Annotated in this window: 12 protein-coding genes; 7 read left to right on the top strand and 5 right to left on the bottom strand. The window is 62.4% G+C overall.

Features of this window, described 5'->3' with window-relative positions; all coding sequences use genetic code 11:
* Positions 1–6: 6 nt before the first annotated feature.
* The 3 genes from C8K63_RS26850 to C8K63_RS26840 all read right to left on the bottom strand — a co-directional run bounded on the left by C8K63_RS26850 (position 7) and on the right by C8K63_RS26840 (position 11,348).
* Positions 7–1,065: a TauD/TfdA family dioxygenase gene (locus tag C8K63_RS26850; RefSeq protein ID WP_108219438.1), complete on the bottom strand. Its 1,059-nt coding sequence runs from the start codon at positions 1,063–1,065 to the stop codon at positions 7–9.
* 52 nt (positions 1,066–1,117) lie between these two features.
* The gene (locus C8K63_RS26845; RefSeq protein WP_108219437.1) at positions 1,118–10,354 is read right to left on the bottom strand and encodes a non-ribosomal peptide synthetase; all 9,237 of its coding nucleotides are present in this window, start codon (positions 10,352–10,354) and stop codon (positions 1,118–1,120) included.
* A gap of 259 nt (positions 10,355–10,613) precedes the next feature.
* On the bottom strand, positions 10,614–11,348 hold the full coding sequence (locus C8K63_RS26840) for a thioesterase II family protein (protein ID WP_108219436.1): 735 nt from the start codon (positions 11,346–11,348) through the stop codon (positions 10,614–10,616).
* 308 nt (positions 11,349–11,656) lie between these two features.
* Here C8K63_RS26840 and C8K63_RS26835 point away from each other — a divergent pair, with 308 nt between their 5' ends.
* From C8K63_RS26835 to C8K63_RS26820, 4 genes are all read left to right on the top strand, one after another.
* Entirely contained in the window at positions 11,657–13,480 is a 1,824-nt protein-coding gene (locus C8K63_RS26835; RefSeq protein WP_108219435.1) for a glycoside hydrolase family 15 protein, read from the top strand.
* 303 nt (positions 13,481–13,783) lie between these two features.
* On the top strand, positions 13,784–14,173 hold the full coding sequence (locus tag C8K63_RS26830; protein WP_108219474.1) for a hypothetical protein: 390 nt from the start codon (positions 13,784–13,786) through the stop codon (positions 14,171–14,173).
* A gap of 11 nt (positions 14,174–14,184) precedes the next feature.
* Positions 14,185–14,817 (top strand): BRCT domain-containing protein, encoded by a 633-nt coding sequence (locus C8K63_RS26825; protein ID WP_108219434.1) that lies wholly within the window; start codon positions 14,185–14,187, stop codon positions 14,815–14,817.
* 24 nt (positions 14,818–14,841) lie between these two features.
* Positions 14,842–15,744, top strand: a complete 903-nt coding sequence (locus C8K63_RS26820) for an alpha/beta fold hydrolase (protein WP_108219433.1) — start codon at positions 14,842–14,844, stop codon at positions 15,742–15,744.
* On the opposite strand, the gene C8K63_RS26815 is transcribed toward C8K63_RS26820, so the two are convergent.
* Positions 15,713–16,696 carry a GlxA family transcriptional regulator gene (locus C8K63_RS26815; protein ID WP_108219432.1) on the bottom strand — a complete coding sequence of 328 codons (984 nt, stop codon included), beginning with the start codon at positions 16,694–16,696 and terminating at the stop codon, positions 15,713–15,715. The two genes, C8K63_RS26820 and C8K63_RS26815, sit on opposite strands and share 32 nt — an antisense overlap.
* An 88-nt stretch (positions 16,697–16,784) precedes the next feature.
* Between C8K63_RS26815 and inhA the strand changes: the two genes are divergently transcribed.
* Positions 16,785–17,471 carry an isonitrile hydratase gene (gene inhA, locus C8K63_RS26810; RefSeq protein ID WP_108219431.1) on the top strand — a complete coding sequence of 229 codons (687 nt, stop codon included), beginning with the start codon at positions 16,785–16,787 and terminating at the stop codon, positions 17,469–17,471.
* 296 nt (positions 17,472–17,767) lie between these two features.
* Here the strand turns inward: inhA and C8K63_RS26805 are convergent, their stop codons facing one another.
* Positions 17,768–18,247, bottom strand: coding sequence for an SRPBCC family protein (locus C8K63_RS26805; RefSeq protein WP_108219430.1), 480 nt, complete (start codon positions 18,245–18,247; stop codon positions 17,768–17,770).
* Positions 18,248–18,444: 197 nt separating this feature from the next.
* Here C8K63_RS26805 and C8K63_RS26800 point away from each other — a divergent pair, with 197 nt between their 5' ends.
* Entirely contained in the window at positions 18,445–18,843 is a 399-nt protein-coding gene (locus C8K63_RS26800; protein WP_108219429.1) for a GFA family protein, read from the top strand.
* A gap of 62 nt (positions 18,844–18,905) precedes the next feature.
* Positions 18,906–19,307: a lysozyme inhibitor LprI family protein gene (locus C8K63_RS26795; RefSeq protein ID WP_108219428.1), complete on the top strand. Its 402-nt coding sequence runs from the start codon at positions 18,906–18,908 to the stop codon at positions 19,305–19,307.
* Positions 19,308–19,327: the final 20 nt, after the last annotated feature.

Here is a 19,327-nt window from a genome sequence, read left to right as displayed (position 1 = left end):
GTGTCCTTATTCCTGATCCAGGTCGGCGCTTTTCTGCGCGATGGCCATGGCCGTGAGGATTTTTCTGTAGCCAGTGAATTCGTTGCGCGCATGCACGCTGAGGATGTTGTCGAGCAGCACCACGTCGCCCTTCTCCCAGGCGAACTCGACCATCACCTCGCGGTAGATGCCTTGCAGGTGGCGAATCACCTCGTCGGGAATCGGCGAGCCGTCGCCGAAGAAGGTGTTCTGCGGCAAGTCTTGCGGGCCGAATTCACGCCGCAGGTTGTCGCGGATGCTGTCCGGCAGGGTCAGTGCGTTGAAGAAGGTGCCGTGGTTGAACCAGATGCGCTCGCCGGTCAGTGGATGGCGCACGATGGCCGGGCCGTTCTGCCGGGTGCGCAGGCGGTTGCCCGGTTTCCACTCGGCCTGGATGCCGATTTTGCCGCAGTAGGCTTCGACCTCGGCGCGGTCCTCGCTCTGGAACACGGTCTGCCATGGCAGGCCCATGCCGTCGCCGTAGTTGCGCACGTACATGATGCGTTTGCGGGCAAACTCTTCGCGCACCGCCGGGTCGATCCGCGCGAGGATCCGGCGGGTATCGCCAAAGGGTGTTTCGCCACCGGTAGTCGACGGCGTGTCGCAGTAGAAATACAGGTGACGCGGGAACACCGGCGAATAGGAGTGTTCGTTGTGCGGGAAGATTTTCTCCGGCGCCGGGTAATCGGTGGAGCTGTAGATCTTGAACTGGCCGCTGATCTGGGTCCGTGGCGAGGCGCGGAACAGGTACTCCAGGGCTCCGCCGGAAATCCCGTCGACGCAGCGATTGAACTCGCCGATATCGGCCACCTGGAAGCCTCGAAACAGGATCACCGCGTGTTCCAGCAGCTTGCTGTCGATCAGCGCGCGATTCTGGCTCGCCCATTCCACCAGGCTTACGCCGGACACAGCCGGACGGCACACCAGCGGCATGCTGAGGCCTTCGAACATCGGTGCGAAACTCACCAGCCGCGTCGGATCGGTGGACAGGCTTTTGCGGGCACCACGACCCATCTTGGGCATGGACCTGGTCGTTGAAACGGTCATAAACCCCTCCAGAAAATGATGACGGCGGCGCTCGATGGCACCACCGACTGAATCAGTCCGCTGCGATCTGTGGTGTCGGCGCGCCACGGTTCGCCGAGCGACGCTTGATCGCCTTGGCGCCGCCGAGCAAGGCCTTGCGTTGCTCGTTCAAGCGCGTATCGGCACGGCGTTGCACATCGGCCGCCAGCTCCAGCAACTCGCCAACCTGCCCCCCGTCAGCGCGTATCAGCGCCTGGAGCACCGCCCGAATCTGTTCGAACAAACACTCCAGCGTGCTCGGCTGGTACTGGCCCACCGGCGTTTCGAAACTCAAGTGAATGTGCTCGGCATCGTTGTAGAACGCGGCGACCATGCCGATCTCGGCGGCCTGACGCCCGGACGGGAAGTCCTCGACCTGCAGCCCCTCCATCGACGGCAGGCGACCGACGCCTTCCTGGTAAATCAGCTTGATGTCGAACAGCGGCGAACGGCCGGCCCGGCGCGGCAGGCGCAAGGCCTCCACCAGGCGCTCGAACGGCAGGTCCTGATGGTCCGAAGCCTCCAGTACCGCCCGGCGACAAGCGTCCAACAACTGCGCCGCCGACTGCTCGGCATCGACCTCCACTTGCAGTACTAATTGGTTAACGAAGAAGCCGACCATTTCTTCAAGCCCGGCTTGATTTCGGTTGGCAATATCGGTGCCGATGCGCACCCGACTGACCTCGGTACGCTGGCGCAGGACCAGGGTGAAACCTGTCAGCAGCAGCATGAACAGCGACAGATCGTGCTGCTGGGCAAAGTCGCGCAACTGCTGGCTGAGTTCGCCGCTGAAGGTGAAATGGGCGCTGGCGCCTTCCTGTGTAGTGCGCCGGTCGCCATCGGCGGGCAACTCGAGCACCGCTTGTGGCTCGGCAAGGCGCTGCTGCCAGTAATCGAGCTGGCGCTGCAACTCGCCGCCCTGCTCCAGCCACTGGCGCTGCCATTTGGCGAAGTCGGCGTACTGCACGCTGTGTGCCGGCAGTTGCGGGGTCTGGCCACGGTCGAGGGTTGGATACAGCGTGACGAATTCATTGATCAGCACGCGGAACGACCAGTCATCGGCGACGATGTGATGCACCGTCAGCAACAGCACATGCTCCTCATCCGCGACCCGCAGTACCCGCACCCGCAGCAACGGACCGTGGCGCAGGTCGAATGGCCGGGCGACTTCCTCGCGGGCCAGCTGTTGCGCTTCGACGTCCGGAACCGGCAGATGCCGCAGGTCGCTGTCGACAAAACTCAATGGCAGTTGCGAATGCACCCGCTGCCAGGCCTGGCCGTCCTCTTCGTAAAAGGTGGTGCGCAGCACGGCGTGGCGCTGCACCAGGGTTTCGAAGGTCTGGCGCAAGGCCGCCAGATTCAACTCGCCCCGCAGGCGCAAGGCACCCGGCATGTTGTACATCGAACTGTCCGGTTCCAGGTTCCACAGGAACCACAGGCGCTGCTGGGCAAAGGCCAACGGCTGGCGTTCGCCAGAGGTATCGGCCACCAGCGCCGGGCGTTCACAGGTGCGTTGCAGCATCTGCACCTGAGCGGCGAAATCCTCGAGGCGCGGATGTTCGAACAGGCTGCGCAAACTCACCGACAGGCCCAGGCGCTGGCGGATCTGCGAGACGATTTGCGTCGCCAGCAACGAATGCCCACCCAATTCGAAGAAGCTGTTTTCGCGGTCGACGCTATTGACCTGCAACACCTGTTGCCAGATCTGCGCCAGTTCGATTTCCAACTCACCTTGCGGGGCGCTGCCGGCTTCGGCCTCCCAGACCTGCGGGGCCGGCAGCGCTGCGCGGTCGAGTTTGCCATTGCGGTTAAGCGGCAATGCGACCAGCAACACCAGTTGCGCCGGCAGCATGTAGTCCGGCAGGCGCTCGCCCAAGGCGCGGCGCACGGTGTCGGTGAGTTGACGCGCATCAGCGTCCAGCAGTTCATCCGAGGCCGGCACCACATAGCCGATCAATTGCTTGCCGCCGACGCCTTCGTGCACCAGCACCGCGGCTTCGCTGATCATCGGCAGGCCTTGCAGGTGCGCTTCCAGCTCACCCAGCTCGACCCGGAAACCACGGATTTTCACCTGATGATCGATACGCCCCAGGTACTCCAGGGCACCGTCCTCGCGATAGCGCGCCAGGTCGCCGCTGCGGTACAGCCGCGCCCCCTGGGTGCTGGAAAACGGATCGGCGATGAAGCGCTCGGCGCTCAGGCCCGGACGCTGGTGATAGCGCTGGGCAAGGCCGGCGTCGCCGCCGATGCACAATTCACCGACGCAACCGGTGGGCAGCAGGTGCCCTTCGCTGTCCAGCACATACAGCGCACGCCTCGGCAGCGCTTTGCCGATGGGTACGCCAAGGTGATTGCGGGTATCGGCCAGCGTGCATTCGTGGGTGCTGGACACCACCGTGGCTTCGGTCGGCCCGTAAGTGTTGAGCAGGCGCACATCACCCAAACCGGCGGCGTGCCACAGCTTCAGGCCTTCGAGGGACATGGCTTCACCGCCGACATGGACCTGACGCAAGCGCCCCTTGTCCCGCTGCGGTTGCGCGGCCCACTCCTGAGCCAGCAGGAACCAGTAGGCCGCCGGCAAATCCGCCAGGGTCACGCCCTGTTCGATGATTTGGCGATAGAGGGTGTCGGTGTCCCACAGCTCATCGCCGCGCATCACCAGCGCCGCGCCCACGCACAAGGGCGGGTAGCACTGCTCGACAAAGCCGTCGAAGCTGAACGTGGCGAATTGCAGCACGCGGTCTTGCGGGGTGAGTTGTGAATAGTCCGCCGCGATCACGCAAAACTCGCGCAGTGCGGCATGGGCCAGGCACACGCCCTTGGGCCGTCCGGTGGAGCCGGAGGTGTAGATCAGGTAGGCGAGGTCTTCGGCGCTGGCGAGGTTGACCAGGTTGTCGGTGCAATACCCGGCGTCTGCGCCCGGCTCCAGCGCCAGGCACGGCAAACCTTGCGGCAGTGCTACATCGATCAGCAACCCCGGTTGCGCCAGCAGCAGGTGCATGCCGCTGTCTTCGATCATGTAGGCCAGACGCTCGGCCGGGTAGTCCGGGTCCAGCGGCACATAACCGGCGCCGGACTTGAGGATCGCCATCAGGCTGACAATCATCTGCGCATTGCGTCGCACCGACAGGCCCACCCGCTGCCCCGGCGCCACACCCTGGGCGCGCAGGCGATGGGCGAGCTGGTTGGCTTGTGCATTCAACTGGGCGTAGGTCAGGCGCTCGTCACCGACCATCACCGCCAGTGCATCGGGGGTGCGTGCCGCTTGCTGCTCGAAACGCTGATGGGCCAGCAACGAGCTAGCGATTGGCGGTGCAGGCGGACGGGAACACGCCAACACCTTTGCTCGGGCCTGTGCATCCAGCAAGCTGACCGCGCCCAATGCCTGTTGGGGCCGTGCGACGAACTGCTCCAGCACCTGCAACAGGCTGGCGCCCAACTGGCTGATCTGCGCGGCGCTGAACCGGGAACGGTCGAAACTGAAATCCAGACGCAGGCTGGCGCCGACTTCGATACCCAGGGTCAGCGGGTAACTGGTGATTTCGTGATTGTGCAGCGCGCCGAAGGTCAGGCCCGCCGGTGCCCCTTGCTTGAGGGCTTCGGCCACCGGGAAGTTCTCGAACACCAGCAGGCTGTCGAACAGCGCCCCCTGCTGCCCGGCCCAGCCCTGAATGTCGTACAGCGGCACGTGTTCGAACTCGCGCAGGCTCAGGTTCAGGGCTTGCAGGTCGTTGAGCCACCGGGCCACGGACTGGCTCGCTGGCGGACTGGCAATGATCGGCAAGGTGTTGATGAACAGCCCCAACTGCTGCTCGATGCCCGGCAACGGCGCGGAGCGTCCGGCAACGGTTGCGCCGAACGCCACACAGGGCTGGCCGGTGTAGCGCTGCAACAACAGACCCCAGGCGCCTTGCAGCAGTGTATTGAGGGTGATTTTCTGCTGGCGGGCGAAATCGCTCAGGCGCTGTAGCGCGGCGCTTTCAAGGGTCAATTGATGCTCGCCCATGCCGTGCCCTTCGGCTGGCGTCGGCAAGGCTTGCGCCAGCAGCGTCGGCGTTTCCAGCGGCGCCAGCGCCTGTTTCCAGAACTGCTCGCCGGCCAGCAGCGGCTGCTGTTGAATCCAGCCCAGGTAGTCGCGGTACTGTCCCAACGGTTTGGTCAGCGTCTGGCCGGCATAATGCTGGATCACTTCGCCGAGCAACTGGGCGTTGCTCCAGCCGTCCATGAGGATGTGATGGCTGGTATGGATCAGGTGCCAGTCTTCACTGCCCCGACGCACCAGCAGCAAGCGGAACAGCGGCGCGGCGCTGAGTTCGAAGCCACGGCTGCGCTCCTCGGCGGCCAGTACATCGAGGTCGATGTCGGCTGCTTCGATCACTTGCAGTTGCAGGTCGATCTGGCGATGAATCACCTGATGCGCGGATTCCAGTCCCAGCCAGTGGAAACTGCTGCGCAGGATGTCATGCCGGTTGATCGCCGCTTGCCAGGCCCGGCCGAATGCCGCCAGGTCCAGGCCCAGGATGTCCAGGCGCAATTGATTGATGTAGGCCTCGGCCTGGGGTTCGTACAGGGTGTGGAACAGCATGCCCTGCTGCATCGGCGTCAGCGGGTAAACGTCCTCGATGGCCGGCGCAGGGACAGGCAAGGCATCGAGTTGTGCCTGGGTGATGCGCGCCAGCGGGAAGTCCGATGGCGTGACCTGGCCTGCCGCTGTCGTGCAGCAATGCTCGATCAGTGTCTTGAGCTCTTCGGTGTAGGCATCGGCCAGTCGTTGCACTGTGGACTCGGCAAACATGTCACGGCTGAAGCCCCATTGCAGCGAGAGCTGGCCGCCATAGACCTGGCCCTCCACGGTCAGCCAGTTGGCCAGCGGCGCATCGTCGCCTTGGGCCTGGCCACCGCTTTCCGGGGCCGGGACGAACAGCGCAGCGTCGTCGAACTGACGGTCGAACTGCCCCAGGTAGTTGAAAGTGATCCTTGGCGCCGGCAGGTCTTGCAGGGCCTGGCGCTGCGCCGGTTCACCGAGGTAGCGCAGCAGTCCATAACCCAGGCCTTTGCCGGGAATGGCGCGCAGTTGTTCCTTGATCGACTTGATTGAGTTCGCCGCCCCGGCCTCGGGTTGCAGGCGCAGCGGAAACAGGCTGGTGAACCAGCCGACCGTGCGGCTCAGGTCGATGTCGTCCGACAGGTCTTCGCGGCCGTGGCCCTCAAGCTGGATCAGCGTCGAGCCCTGCCCGCTCCAGCGGCAGATGACCCGCGCCAGCGCCGTGAGCAACAGATCATTGACCTGGGTGCGATAGGCCGCCGGGGCCTGTTGCAGCAGCAGTCGGGTCAGTTCGGCGTCCAGTTTCGATTCGATCTTGTGCCCGTGGCGCTGCTGCAAGCTGCCCTGCGGGTTGTCGCATGGCAGGTTCTGGGCATCCGCCAGTTGCGCCTGCCAGTACGGCATTTGCTGATCGAGTGTGCGGGCGTGCTGTTGCAGATGCATGGCCCAGGTTTGAAAGGCGCTGGTTTTCGCGGGCAACGCCACTTGCCGGTAGGCCTGTTGCAAGTCTTCAAGCAACACCCGCCACGACACCCCGTCCACCGCCAGGTGATGAACCACCAGCAGCAGGCGCTGGCTGCCATCGTCGAGGCAAACCAGCAAGGCGCGCAGCAACAGCCCGTTTGCCAGATCGAGACTGCGTTGCGCCTCACCGCAGAGGGCAGTCAAGGCTTCGGACGAAGACGCCCGACGCTGCCACAATCCAGCGGACTCGACTTGCGGCGCATGGCGTTGCTGCCAGCCTTCGGCACCGTCGATGAAACGCAGGCGCAAGGCGTCGTGGTGGTTGATGACGGTAACCAACGCCCGCTCCAACGCCTCAGGATTCAGCGCTTCCCGGGGCGTCAGCAGCAGCGACTGATTCCAGTGTTGACGCTGGGCGATGGCCTGTTCGAAGAAGTAATGCTGCGCTGGGGTCAGGATCACCTCGCCACTGACCGGGCCTTGATCGATGGTGCTGCGGCTGTCGAATGCCGCGACCAATGCCAGGCTGCGCACGGTCTGGTACTGGAACAGGTCACGCGGGCTGAGGCGGATACCCGCCTGGCGGGCGCGGCTGACCACTTGAATGGAAATGATCGAGTCGCCACCGAGTTCGAAGAAATTGTCTTCGAGGCTCACTCGCTCCACGCCCAGTACGTCTTGCCAGATCTGCGCCAGCGCGGTCTGCATCGCATCCTGCGGCACGACGAATGCCTGTCGCGGCACAGCGTCGGGTGACGGCAGGGCCTTGCGGTCGAGCTTGCCATTGGCGGTCACCGGCAAGGCGTCCAGCGGCATCAGGTAAGTGGGCACCATGTATTCCGGCAGGCTGCCGAGCAGCCAGGCCTTGAGGGATTGCGGCCACTGCGAGTCGGCATCGGGATTTTCCAGCACCAGATACGCCACCAGATGCTTGCCGCCCTGCACCAGCACCACGGCTTCGCGCACCAGGGCATGCTGCATCAGGCGGGTTTCGATTTCTCCCAGTTCGATGCGCAGGCCACGCAATTTGACTTGATGGTCGAGGCGCCCCAGGTATTCGATCACCCCATCGGCACGCTGGCGCACGCGGTCGCCGGTACGGTACAAGCGCGCGCCGTCATGGAAGGGGCACGGCACGAAACGCTCGGCGCTGAGCGCCGGACGCCGGTGATAACTGCGCGCCAGCCCGGCGCCGCCGAGGTACAACTCCCCCGCCACGCCGGCCGGAACCGGCAGCAATTGCGCATCCAGCACATGGGTGCGCAGGTTGGCGATGGGCCGGCCGATGGGCACGCTGTCGGCGCCTTCGTCGATGCAGGTCCAGTGGGTGACGTCGATGGCCGCCTCGGTCGGGCCGTACAGGTTGTACAACCCGGCGCCCGGCAGCTTTTTGAACACCTGCAATTGCGCATCCAGCGGCAAGGCTTCACCGCTGCAGACGATGCGCTTGAGGCCGTTACAAGCCTCCACACCCGGTTCGTGGATGAACGCCTGGAGCATCGACGGCACAAAGTGCAGCGTACTGATGCCATGGTCATCGATCAGGCGGATCAACTGCGCCGGTTCACGATGCGCCCCCGGCGGCGCTACCACCAGGCGCGCGCCGGTCATCAGCGGCCAGAAGAACTCCCACACCGACACGTCGAAACTGAACGGGGTTTTCTGCAGCACCGAGTCGCTGCCATCCAGCCCGTAAGCCTGCTGCATCCAGCACAAGCGGTTGACCAGCGCCGCATGACTGTTGCCCGCGCCTTTAGGCTTACCGGTAGAGCCGGAGGTGTAGATCACATAGGCCAGGTTCAACGGATGCACGTCGACCCGCGGGCAGATGTCGCTGTAGCCGTCGAGCCAGTCTTGCACCTGATCCAGGGCGATGACCGTGACGCCATCGGTAGGCAGTGCGCCGAGCAAGGCGCTTTGCGTGAGCAGCAAGCCAATCGCGCTGTCTTCGATCATGTAGGCCAGGCGTTCGGCCGGGTACTCCGGGTCCAGCGGTACGTAAGCGCCACCGGCCTTGTGAATCGCCAGCAGGCCTATGACCATCTCCAGGGAGCGCTCAAGGCAGATGCCCACCAGCACATCCGGGCCGACGCCCTGCTCGCGCAAGCAGTTCGCCAGTTGATTGCTGCGGGCATCGAGTTGCGCATAGCTGAGCTGACGATCGCCAAACACCAGTGCCGGCACCTCGGGGGTGCGTCGGGCCTGGGCCTGGATCAACGGGTGCAGGCACTGCTCGACCGGATAGACCTCGGCGGTGCGGTTCCAGTCCTGCACCAGCACTTGCTGCTCATCCGCCGTCAGCATCGGCAACTCGCCGACTTTTTGCGCCGAATCGTCGACTATCGCCTGCAACAGGCGCGTCCAGTGCCCGGCCATGCGCGCAATGGTATCGGCCTCGAACAGGTCGCTGGCGTAGGTCAGCGCGGCATGCAGCTTGCCGCCCTTCTCCCAGGTGTCGAGGGTCAGGTCGAACTGGGTGGTGCGGCTTTGCCAATCGATGCTGCCCAACTCCAGACCGGACGCGGTGCTGACCGAGGCCATGTCGGCCACCTGCGGCTGATGGTTGTACATCACCTGGAACAACGGCGTGTGGCTGAGGCTGCGCTCCAGTTTCAGCGCTTCGACCAGGCGCTCGAACGGCAGGTCCTGATGGGCCTGGGCACCGAGGGCGGTTTCCTTGATCGCGCGCAGCAGGTCGTCGACCCGGGTCTGGCCGTCCAGTTGCGTGCGCAGCACCTGGGTGTTGACGAAGAAGCCGATCAGGCCTTCGATTTCCGCGCGATTGCGGTTGGCGATGGGCACGCCGACGCGGATGTCGGTTTGCCCGGTGTAGCGATGCAGCAGCGCGTTGAAGGCGCCGAGCAGCAGCATGAACAGGGTGATGTTGTGCTTCTTCGCGGTGCTGCGCAGTCGCTCGGCCAGTTGCGCCTCGACCGCGAATTCGTAACGGGTGCCGCGATAGCTCGGCATCGCCGGGCGCGGATGGTCCAGGGGCAATTCCAGCACCGGATGTTCATCACCCAATTGCGCCTGCCAATACGCCAGTTGCCGCGCCTGCTCGCCCGCCTCCAGCCAGCGGCGCTGCCACAGGGCGTAGTCGCTGTACTGGATCGGCAATGCTGTCAGCTGCGGTTGTGCACCCGCATCGAAAGCGTCGTAGCAGCGGGTGAATTCGTCGATCAGCACGTTCATCGACCAGCCGTCGGAGACGATGTGGTGCAGGGTCAGCAACAGCACGTGTTCTTGGTCGGCGAGCTTGAGCAAGGTGACCCGCAGCAGCGGACCGGTCGACAGATCGAACGGCAGCGCCGATTGCTGCTCGGCGGTTTCAGCCACGGCACGTTCGCGTTCATTGGCAGGCAATGCGCTGAGATCCACCTGCTCGATCCGCAGCGGCGCCGTGGCAGGAACTTGCTGCAAGCTGTCGTCGGACTGACGCTGGAACACCGTACGCAGGGTTTCATGCCGTGCCACCAGGCTGGCGAACGCCTGCTCCAGCGCCGGCAGGTTCAAGCACCCGGTCAGCCGCACCGCGCCCGGCAGGTTGTACGCGCCGCTGAGGGGATCCAGTTGCCAGATAAACCACATGCGTTGCTGGGCGTACGACAGCGCCTGGCGATCCTCGGCCTCGATGCCGGCGGGAATCGGAAAACGGGCGAAATCCACGCCCTCCTGGTGCAAGGCCGCAAGGAACATCTGGCGCTTTTCCAGGGGCAACCCGATAAACCGGCAAGCGAGTTTCAAGGAGTCTTCAGCATTCATCTATCGGCATCCGCATCAGTAGGCAGCAGGCGCAAAGGCGCGTCGTGCCTATAAAACGAATGCAGGCGGGAAAAATTAGCGGATGGGGACAAGTATCAGGACGGAGTAAACCGCGAAATTCAGGGCTGCTGAAAATCAAAAATGTGGGAGCGAGCCTGCTCGCGAAAGCGGTGGATCAGCCAACATCAACATTGATTGATAAACCGCATTCGCGAGCAGGCTCGCTCCCATAGGGATCGGATGAAATTTGGGAGTGGTGTTAACCCACGGCGGCCATGGAAAGCCGTCGATGATGCCCCTCAAGCTGATCCTTGATCACCCGCAGCACCTTGGCTTCCTGTTCATGAATGAAGAAGTGCCCGCCGGCCAGCATGTCCACCGAGAAACTGCCACGGGTTTCCTGGCTCCAGCCGATCAACTGTTCGGCGGTGGCGCGGTCGGTCTTGCCGCCGAGCACGTGCACCGGGCACTTGAGCAACGGGCGCTGCACCGGTTCGAAACGTCCGCACAGCAGGAAGTCCGCGCGCAGCACCGGCAGGGTCAGGCTCATCAACTCTTCATTGGCCAGGATCTCTTCGCTGGTGCCGTTGAGGGTACGCAGTTGCTCGATCAGTTCGGCGTCGGTTTTCGGCTGGGCAAAGCCCCGGTCGTAGTCGGCGCGCATCGTCGGTGCGGCGGTGCCCGAGGCGAACAGTGCCACCGGTTCCGGGCAACCCAGCGCGCGAAACGCGTGGGCCATCTCACAAGCCAGCAGCGCCCCCATGCTGTGCCCGAACAGCGCGTACGGCGCCTTGAGCATGGCTTTCTGTTCGAGGGCCAGTTGCAACGCCAGGCGGCGCATGTCGGTGTGCAAGGGCTCGCCGTACCGTGCGCCCCGCCCCGGCAGTTCCACCGGTTGCAACGTGAGCCACTGCGGCAGTTTGCGTCGCCAGCGGCTATAGACCATGGCACTCGCGCCCGAATAGGGCAGGCACAGCAATGTCAGCGGGGTCACCGGGATTTCCTCGAAAGTTGTCTGTTTGGAGAACGGATGAGGTGTAGCCGGAATTAGCCATACAGTGATCCCCTGTAGGAGCGAGCCTGCTCGCGATAGCAGTGTGTCAGGCACTGATGATGTCAACTGATAGTCCGCTATCGCGAGCAGGCTCGCTCCCACAGTTGATTTGTGTACACCGTCCCATGTGGGAGCGAGCCTGCTCGCGATGGGGCCAGCAAAACCACCACAACCACCCCGCCAAATGAACTCTCGGCCACCCAAACCAGTCACCTACTTAGGCCCCAGTTTCCCGGAGCACTGCGACAATGGCTGATCACCCCGAACGCCAAAGCTCCATCGACGCCCACGGCATCATCGGCGACATGCGCAGTGCGGCGCTGGTCAACGATAAAGGCAGTGTGGATTTTTTCTGCTGGCCGGAATTCGACAGTCCGTCGATCTTCTGCTCGCTGCTGGACACCCCCGAGGCGGGGATTTTCCAGTTGTCGCCGGACTTGCCCGATGCCCGCCGCGAACAGATTTACCTGCCCGACACCAATGTGCTGCTGAGCCGCTGGCTCAGTGATCGCGCCGTGGTCGAAGTCACCGATCTGCTGCCGGTCGGCGACACCGAAGATGACCTGCCGCTGCTGATGCGGCGGATCCGCGTGGTCAGCGGCAGCGCCACTTTCCACATGCGTTGCGCTGTGCGCCATGACTACGCCCGTGCCACGACCCACGCACGCGTGGACAAGCGGGACGTGATCTTCGAGGCCGCCAGTCAACCGTCGCTGCGGCTATCTTCGGATCAGGCCTTACGCATCGACGCCAATGTGGCGGTCGCCGAATTCACCCTCGAACAAGGCCAGACCGGCCAGTTCCTGCTCGGCGCCGTCAACGATGCTCGCTTCAAGGAAGGCGCTGCCGAACTGTGCCTGCAACGTACCCTCAAGTTCTGGCGCGACTGGGTCGGCCAGTCCAACTACCGCGGCCGCTGGCGCGAGATGGTCAACCGCTCGGCCCTGGCAATGAAGCTGCTGACCTCGCGCAAACACGGCGCCATTCTCGCCGCCGCGACGTTCGGCCTGCCGGAAAGCCCCGGTGGCAAACGCAACTGGGATTACCGTTTCACCTGGATCCGCGACGCCTCGTTCACTGTCTATGCATTCATGCGCCTGGGCTTCGTCGAAGAGGCCAACGCCTACATGCGCTGGTTGCGCGGGCGGCTCAGCGACTGTCAGGGCAGGCCGATGAAGCTCAACATTCTCTACGCCATCGACGGTCGTCAGGAGTTGCCGGAGGTCGAGCTGCCGCACCTGTCCGGCCATGCTGGCGCACAACCGGTGCGCATCGGTAATCAGGCGTACGAACAGGTTCAGCTCGATATCTTTGGCGAGCTGATGGACGCGATTTACCTGGTCAACAAATACGGCGAAGCCATTTCCCATGAAGGCTGGAAACACACGGTGGAAGTGGTGGATCAGGTCTGCGAAACCTGGGCGCAAAAGGATGTCGGCATCTGGGAAATGCGCGGCGGGCAATACCATTTCCTGCATTCACGGCTGATGTGCTGGGTCGCCCTGGACCGCGCCATCCGCCTCGCCTCAAAACGTTCGCTGCCGGCACCGTTCGCGCGTTGGGACCAGACCCGTCAGGCGATCTACGCCGACATCTGGGAGAACTTCTGGAATGAAGAGCGCGGGCATTTCGTCCAGCACATCGGCGGCACCGGCCTGGATGGCTCGATGCTGCTGATGCCACTGGTGCGTTTCGTCAGCGCCCGCGACCCGCGCTGGCTGGCGACCCTGCAGGCCATCGAAAAGAACCTGGTACGCGACGGCATGGTCTACCGCTACCGCAACGACGACCGTCAGATCGACGGCCTGCCCGGCAGCGAAGGCGCCTTCGCTGCCTGCTCGTTCTGGTACGTCGAATGCCTGGCCCGTGCCGGCCAATTGGACAAGGCCCATCTGGAGTTCGAACAGTTGCTCAGGTACGCCAACCCGCTGGGGTTGTATGCCGAAGAGCTCGACAGCCATGGGCGGCACATGGGCAATACACCGCAAGCGCTGACGCACCTGGCGTTGATCAGTGCGGCGTGTTTTCTGGACCGGAGGTTGAGTGGGGAGAAAAGCTTCTGGCAGCCTTAACACCGCTTTTCCCTTGTGGCGAGGGGGCTTGCCCCCGTTGGGCTGCGCAGCGGCCCCAAACCTATCGATCAAGTCTCTCGGTTGCCTGACTTTACGACTGCTACGCAGCCGAACGGGGCGGTGCGGCGGTCCGACAAGCCCCCTCGCCACAGGTCTTGTGCAATCCAAGTCTTACGTTTCTTAAACAAAACAGCTTCCAACATCCCGAAAATGTCCGGTTGCCTGCTGTTAAATCCCCACCTAACATCGACCATCAAGGATACAGCGGAGCTGTCCAGAACAGCCCGAATTCAAGGAACCAGAATGACCCAACGCATCCAGCGCAGTATCGATTCCCCGCTCCGAACCGGTTTGAACCGCGAAGAACTCTGGGAGGCCGGTGACAAGGGCCTGATCAAATGCTGGGAAGTCGGCCGCCAGCGCGCCACCCGCTTCCCCGACCTCGCCCGACAGTGCCTCGCCGGCGAGTTACCGGTACTAGGCTGGAAAGGTGGCGTGAGCCGCAGTCTGAAGAAACTCGAAAAATATGGCTCCCTCAAATACCTCGCACAGTGGCAAGGGTTGCGTGGGGAAGACCTGGACGTGGATCTGGCACAGGAACGAGCACTGACATGTACTCGGACCGGCATGGTGGTGACGTTTACGCCGGATCGGGCGAAGTATTTCAATCAAATAGCGGAAGTTGAATCCTAGGAGCATGGACGATGGTCGATTTGCATCAGGAATTTCAAAACAGTGGATTCTTCCACGAAGCGCGCATTGATAAACGTTCAGCCGACGCACTGGTAGGTATTGCGGCTGGGCTCGCTGCCGATGGCAAGATCAACCAGCAGGAAGCCGAGTTTCTCAAGAGCTGGATCGAAGTTCATTTGTGTCATCTGGGTGATCCAGTCGTGAACATCCTCTATAAACGCCTCTCCAACATGCTGAGTGATGGCGTGCTGGACTCCGAAGAATCGGCTGAGCTACTGGACATGCTGCACCAGTTTGCAGGTCTGCCGATTGGCTCTGACCAGATCTTCACAACGCCTTGCAGTCTTCCACTCGATAACCCTGCACCCGCACTGAACTGGATTGATCGGGTTTTCCTGTTCACCGGCGTTATGGCTTACGGTCCGCGCAAAGAATGCGAGTCACTGATAGTCGAACGCGGCGGTCTGATTGGTGGCTCGGTCAGCAAAAAGATCAACTATCTGGTGGTCGGCAGCATCGGAAACGATCAATGGCTTCATAGCACTTATGGCACCAAGATCAAAAAAGCCGTTGAACTGAGAGAGAGCGGTGTTCCTATCGCGATCATCAGTGAAGAACACTGGCAAAGGGTGCTGTTCGGGTGACACAACTATCGGCACCCAGGGGGGATGATGATTGAGCAGCCACTAAAGACCGTCCGCACGTCCCAACTCGACATTGCCTACGAAGAACACGGCCCCGCTACCGGCGACACGGTCATCCTGCTTCATGGCTTTCCCTATTCACCGCGCGCCTACGACGAAATCGCCCCCGCTCTCGCCGCTAACCGTTACCGCGTGATCGTCCCGTATCTGCGGGGATACGGCCCGACGCGCTTCATCAGAGCCGATACGCTGCGATCTGGCCAGCAAGCCGCCCTTGCCCAGGATTTGCTTGACCTGATGGATGCCCTTTCCATTAAACAGGCGTCCCTCTGTGGCTACGATTGGGGTGGTCGGGCGGCGTGCATTGTGGCGGCACTGTGGCCGGAACGGGTGCGCTGCCTGGTTACGGGCGATGGCTATAACCTTCAGGACATCCCCCATTCGACACTGCCTCTGGCTCCTGAGGCCGAGCATCGCTATTGGTATCAGTACTATTTCCACACACCTCGTGGCGTCGCGGGCCTGACCGAAAATCGCCACGCTTTTTGCGAATTGCTCTGGAAACTGTGGTCACCCACCTGGGCCGATAACGCTGCACGCTATCCGTTGAGCGCCCTGGCCTTCGATAACCCGGATTTCGTCGACGTTGTGATTCACTCCTACCGCCACCGTTTCATGTATGCCCTTGGCGATCCGACGCTGGAATGGATGGAGCAGGCCCTGAGCAAACAGCCGAGCATCAGCGTACCGACGATTTCCTTGTGCGGTGCCGATGATGGCGTCGGTCCCGCGGAAGAACTCGACGAAGATATCAGGCATTTCACCGGCCCCTATGAGCGTCGAGTGCTGGCAGGCGTTGGCCACAACATTCCCGAAGAAGCGTCGGAAGCAACACTCAAGGCGCTATTGGATCTGCTCCAACACTGACCGAAAACCGCTCCCGATAAGCCTGCGGTGTCACGCCCATGGCCCGCAGGAAACTGCGGCGCAGGGTTTCTTCGCTGCCGAAGCCGCATTGCACCGCCAACCGCTTGATCGGCACACCGGTGTCGCTGAGCAGACGCCGTGCGGTTTCGACGCGGATCAGTTCGATGGCCCGGGCCGGGGTCTGGCCGGTGTCGGCGCGGTAGTGGCGCACGAAGCTGCGTTCGCTCATGCCGGCCTGCAAGGCCAGGGTCGGGATACCCAGGTCCTGGGTCAGATTTTCGCTGATCCAGGCGTGAAGTTCGTCGAAACGGTTGCCTTCCTGTTGCAGGGACAGGGTCACGCTGAATTGCGACTGGCCACCCGGACGCTTGAGAAACACCACCAGTTGCCGGGCGACCTCCAGGGCCATGTTGCGCCCCAGGTCCTGTTCGACCATGGCCAATGCCAGGTCGATACCGGCAGTCACTCCGGCCGAGGTCCAGACCGGACCGTCGTTGATGAAGATCGGATTGGGCTCGACCTGCAAGCGCGGGTGCTGTTGCGCCAGTTGCTCGCAACGGGTCCAGTGGGTGACCACGCGCCGGCCATCGAGCCAGCCGCTGGCCGCCAGCAGAAACGCACCGGTACACACCGAAGAAACCCGCCGGCAGCCATGGGCATGTTCGCGCACCCAGGCGACCAACGGCGCATCTTGCGCCGCTGCGTAAACACCCCAGCCACCGGCGATGATCAGGGTATCGCTGCCCCCATCCGGCAATGGCTCGGCCAACAGCGCCAACCCCGCCGACGACATCACCGCCCCGCCGCCGCTGGCAATCACCGTCGGCGCGTAGGGTCGCGGCAGGCCTTGCTGTCGGGCAATGTCGTTGGCCGAAGCGAATACCTGCAGCGGCCCGGTGACGTCGAGCAATTGCACATTGGCGAAAGCGAGTACATGGATGGTTTTCGACATTTGGCGTAATTCGTGGGGATATTGGCGTATGCGCCAAAGCCTACGAGCCTACAGTCAAACCGTCCACCCACTTCACGAGAAAAACACCATGACGTTGCAGATCGGTTTTCTGTTGTTTCCACAGGTTCAGCAGCTGGATCTGACCGGCCCTTATGACGTGCTGGCCTCGCTGCCGGATGTGAAAGTGCATCTGATCTGGAAAGACCTGATGCCGGTCACCGCCAGCACCGGCCTGCTGTTGAAACCGACCACCACCTTCGATGATTGCCCGGCACTGGACGTGATCTGCGTGCCCGGTGGCAGTGGCGTCGGGCCGTTGATGGAAGATGACCAGCCCCTGGACTTTCTCAGGGCTCAGGCCGCCAACGCCCGCTACATCACGTCGGTGTGCACCGGCGCGCTGGTGCTGGGCGCGGCGGGATTGCTCAAAGGCAAACGCGCCACCACTCACTGGGCGTATCACGAACTGCTCGAGCCGCTGGGCGCAATCGCGGTGAAAGACCGGGTGGTTCGCGACGGCAACCTGTTGACCGGTGGCGGCATCACCGCCGGTATCGACTTCGCCCTGACCCTGGCCGCCGAGCTGTTCGACCAGGCCACCGCCGAGCTGGTGCAGCTGCAACTGGAATACGCCCCGGCCCCACCGTTTAGCGCGGGCAGCCCGGAGACGGCCCCGGCCAGTGTGCTGGAGGAGGCTCGCCAGCGGGCTGCCGGCTCATTGAAGCTGCGGGCGCAGATCACCGAGCGTGCGGCGGCGAAACTCGACCGACAGTGAAAAGATGGTGGCGGGAACCCCGGTTCCTGCCACCACGACTTTTCATGCACGCAAAAAAAAACCCGCCGAAGCGGGTTTTTCCAAGACCATGACGACTCCTTGTCGTAGCGTTCCTTGCAGATGGTCGATCATCCATGATCCTGAGCACATCCTGTGCTTCAGTGGGTGAGGCAAGATTACGCATCGGATCCAATTTGTAACAGGCGACATTGCTACCATCGCGTGTAAGACATTCGCTATAGACCCCCTTCCGAAAACCCTTGGACGCCACAGGCTCCGAGCCGACTTCAGCCACCCTACTGCTCGTGGGCTTTGGCATTTTCGGTCAAAAACTGCTCGATATTGTTCATTTGCTCTTCCCAGCCACGACTGTCCATGCGGAAGGCCTTTTCGCGACGGGCCTGGGGAATGTGATCGAAACCGGACTCGGAAACCTTGAGCAACGTGCCGTTGTCCATGTCTTCGAGCTCGAATTTCACCAGTGTGGTGGGCTCCTGGGAGTAATCGACTTCCGGTTTCACGGCATAGGGGTGCCAGCGAAACGAAAACAGCCGTTCCGGCTCGACCCGCTCTACCAGTACGTTCCAGCGCAAATGCTCATAACCGGGGTAGGTAACCTGCCCCTGAGTCCACTCGCCTGCCACAAAACGCTTGCCCTCCAGTGCCACACCAAACCACCGTCCGAACATTTCGGCATTGGCCAGCACGCGCCAGACTTGTGAACGCTTGGCCTTGAGCAGGACTTTCCTTTCGATGCGATCAGATGCTGGGGTCATAAGTCACCTCCTGTACTTGAACAGTAGTCAGTAAGACCACACGATCAACCCTAAAGTTGTACCAATCGGGATGTGCAATCAACCATGCCCGAGACATTCGATTGCATTTACGCGGATAGTTCTGGCGCAATCACAAAAGTCAGAGGGTCGAAACTGCTAACGTTCACCCTCGAAACAGCATAGAAAAGGATAGCGCCATGAAAAAATTGCGCGGCAGTTGCCTGTGCAAAGCCATCGAATACGAGCTCGATAGCCTGGACATGCCCATCAGCCACTGCCATTGCCAAACCTGCCGCAAGGCACACGCAGCGGCTTTTGCATCGACCGCCGGGGTCATGCGCGAGCACTTTCACTGGATCAAGGGGCAAGATCGGCTGACGAGCTACGAATCGTCGCCGGGCAAGTTTCGGTATTTCTGTTCGGCCTGCGGTTCACACCTGATAGCCGAACGGCCGGCTCAGCCGCACGTGATCGTTCGTGTGGCGACACTGGATACCGATCCGCTGATGACGCCCCAGGCGCATATCTGGACGGCCCATGACGTGCCATGGCTGGAATACGATTCGGTAGACAAACACGCGCAATGGCAAGCGTAGCGGGCTGAATGCCCCTCGGCGCTACACTGCACCTCTCTTTAGGTCACAACGAGCGCTCCAGCATGAACCCACGCTTACTCTTGGCGCTGACGCCCCTGCTGTTCACCTCCATGGCGTTCGCCGTGGACTGCGACAATGCCAGCGACCAGGCGGCGATGAACCAGTGCGCGGCGCAGCAGAATGCGGCCGCCGACAAGGAATTGAATGCGCTGTACCAGCAGATCACTTCGCGACTCAAGAGCAACCCGGACAGCAAGAAGCAGTTGGTGGGTGCGCAGCGGGCGTGGGTTGCTTTCCGCGATGCCGAGTGCAAGTTCTCGGCGTCAGGGGTGGAAGGCGGGAGTGTGTATCCGCTGATCTACAGCAATTGCGTGACGGAATTGACCAAGGCGCGGGTAGAGACGTTCAAGACTTACCTGAAGTGTCAGGAGGGGGATCTAGGGTGTCCGGTGCCGGGGGTTTGATTCTTTAGCGCCTGTCAGGG

This window comes from Pseudomonas sp. GV085 (assembly GCF_003050925.1).
Taxonomy (GTDB): domain Bacteria; phylum Pseudomonadota; class Gammaproteobacteria; order Pseudomonadales; family Pseudomonadaceae; genus Aquipseudomonas.
Note: the sequence above shows the minus strand (reverse complement) of the source record. Positions and strands in the feature narration are given on the sequence as shown.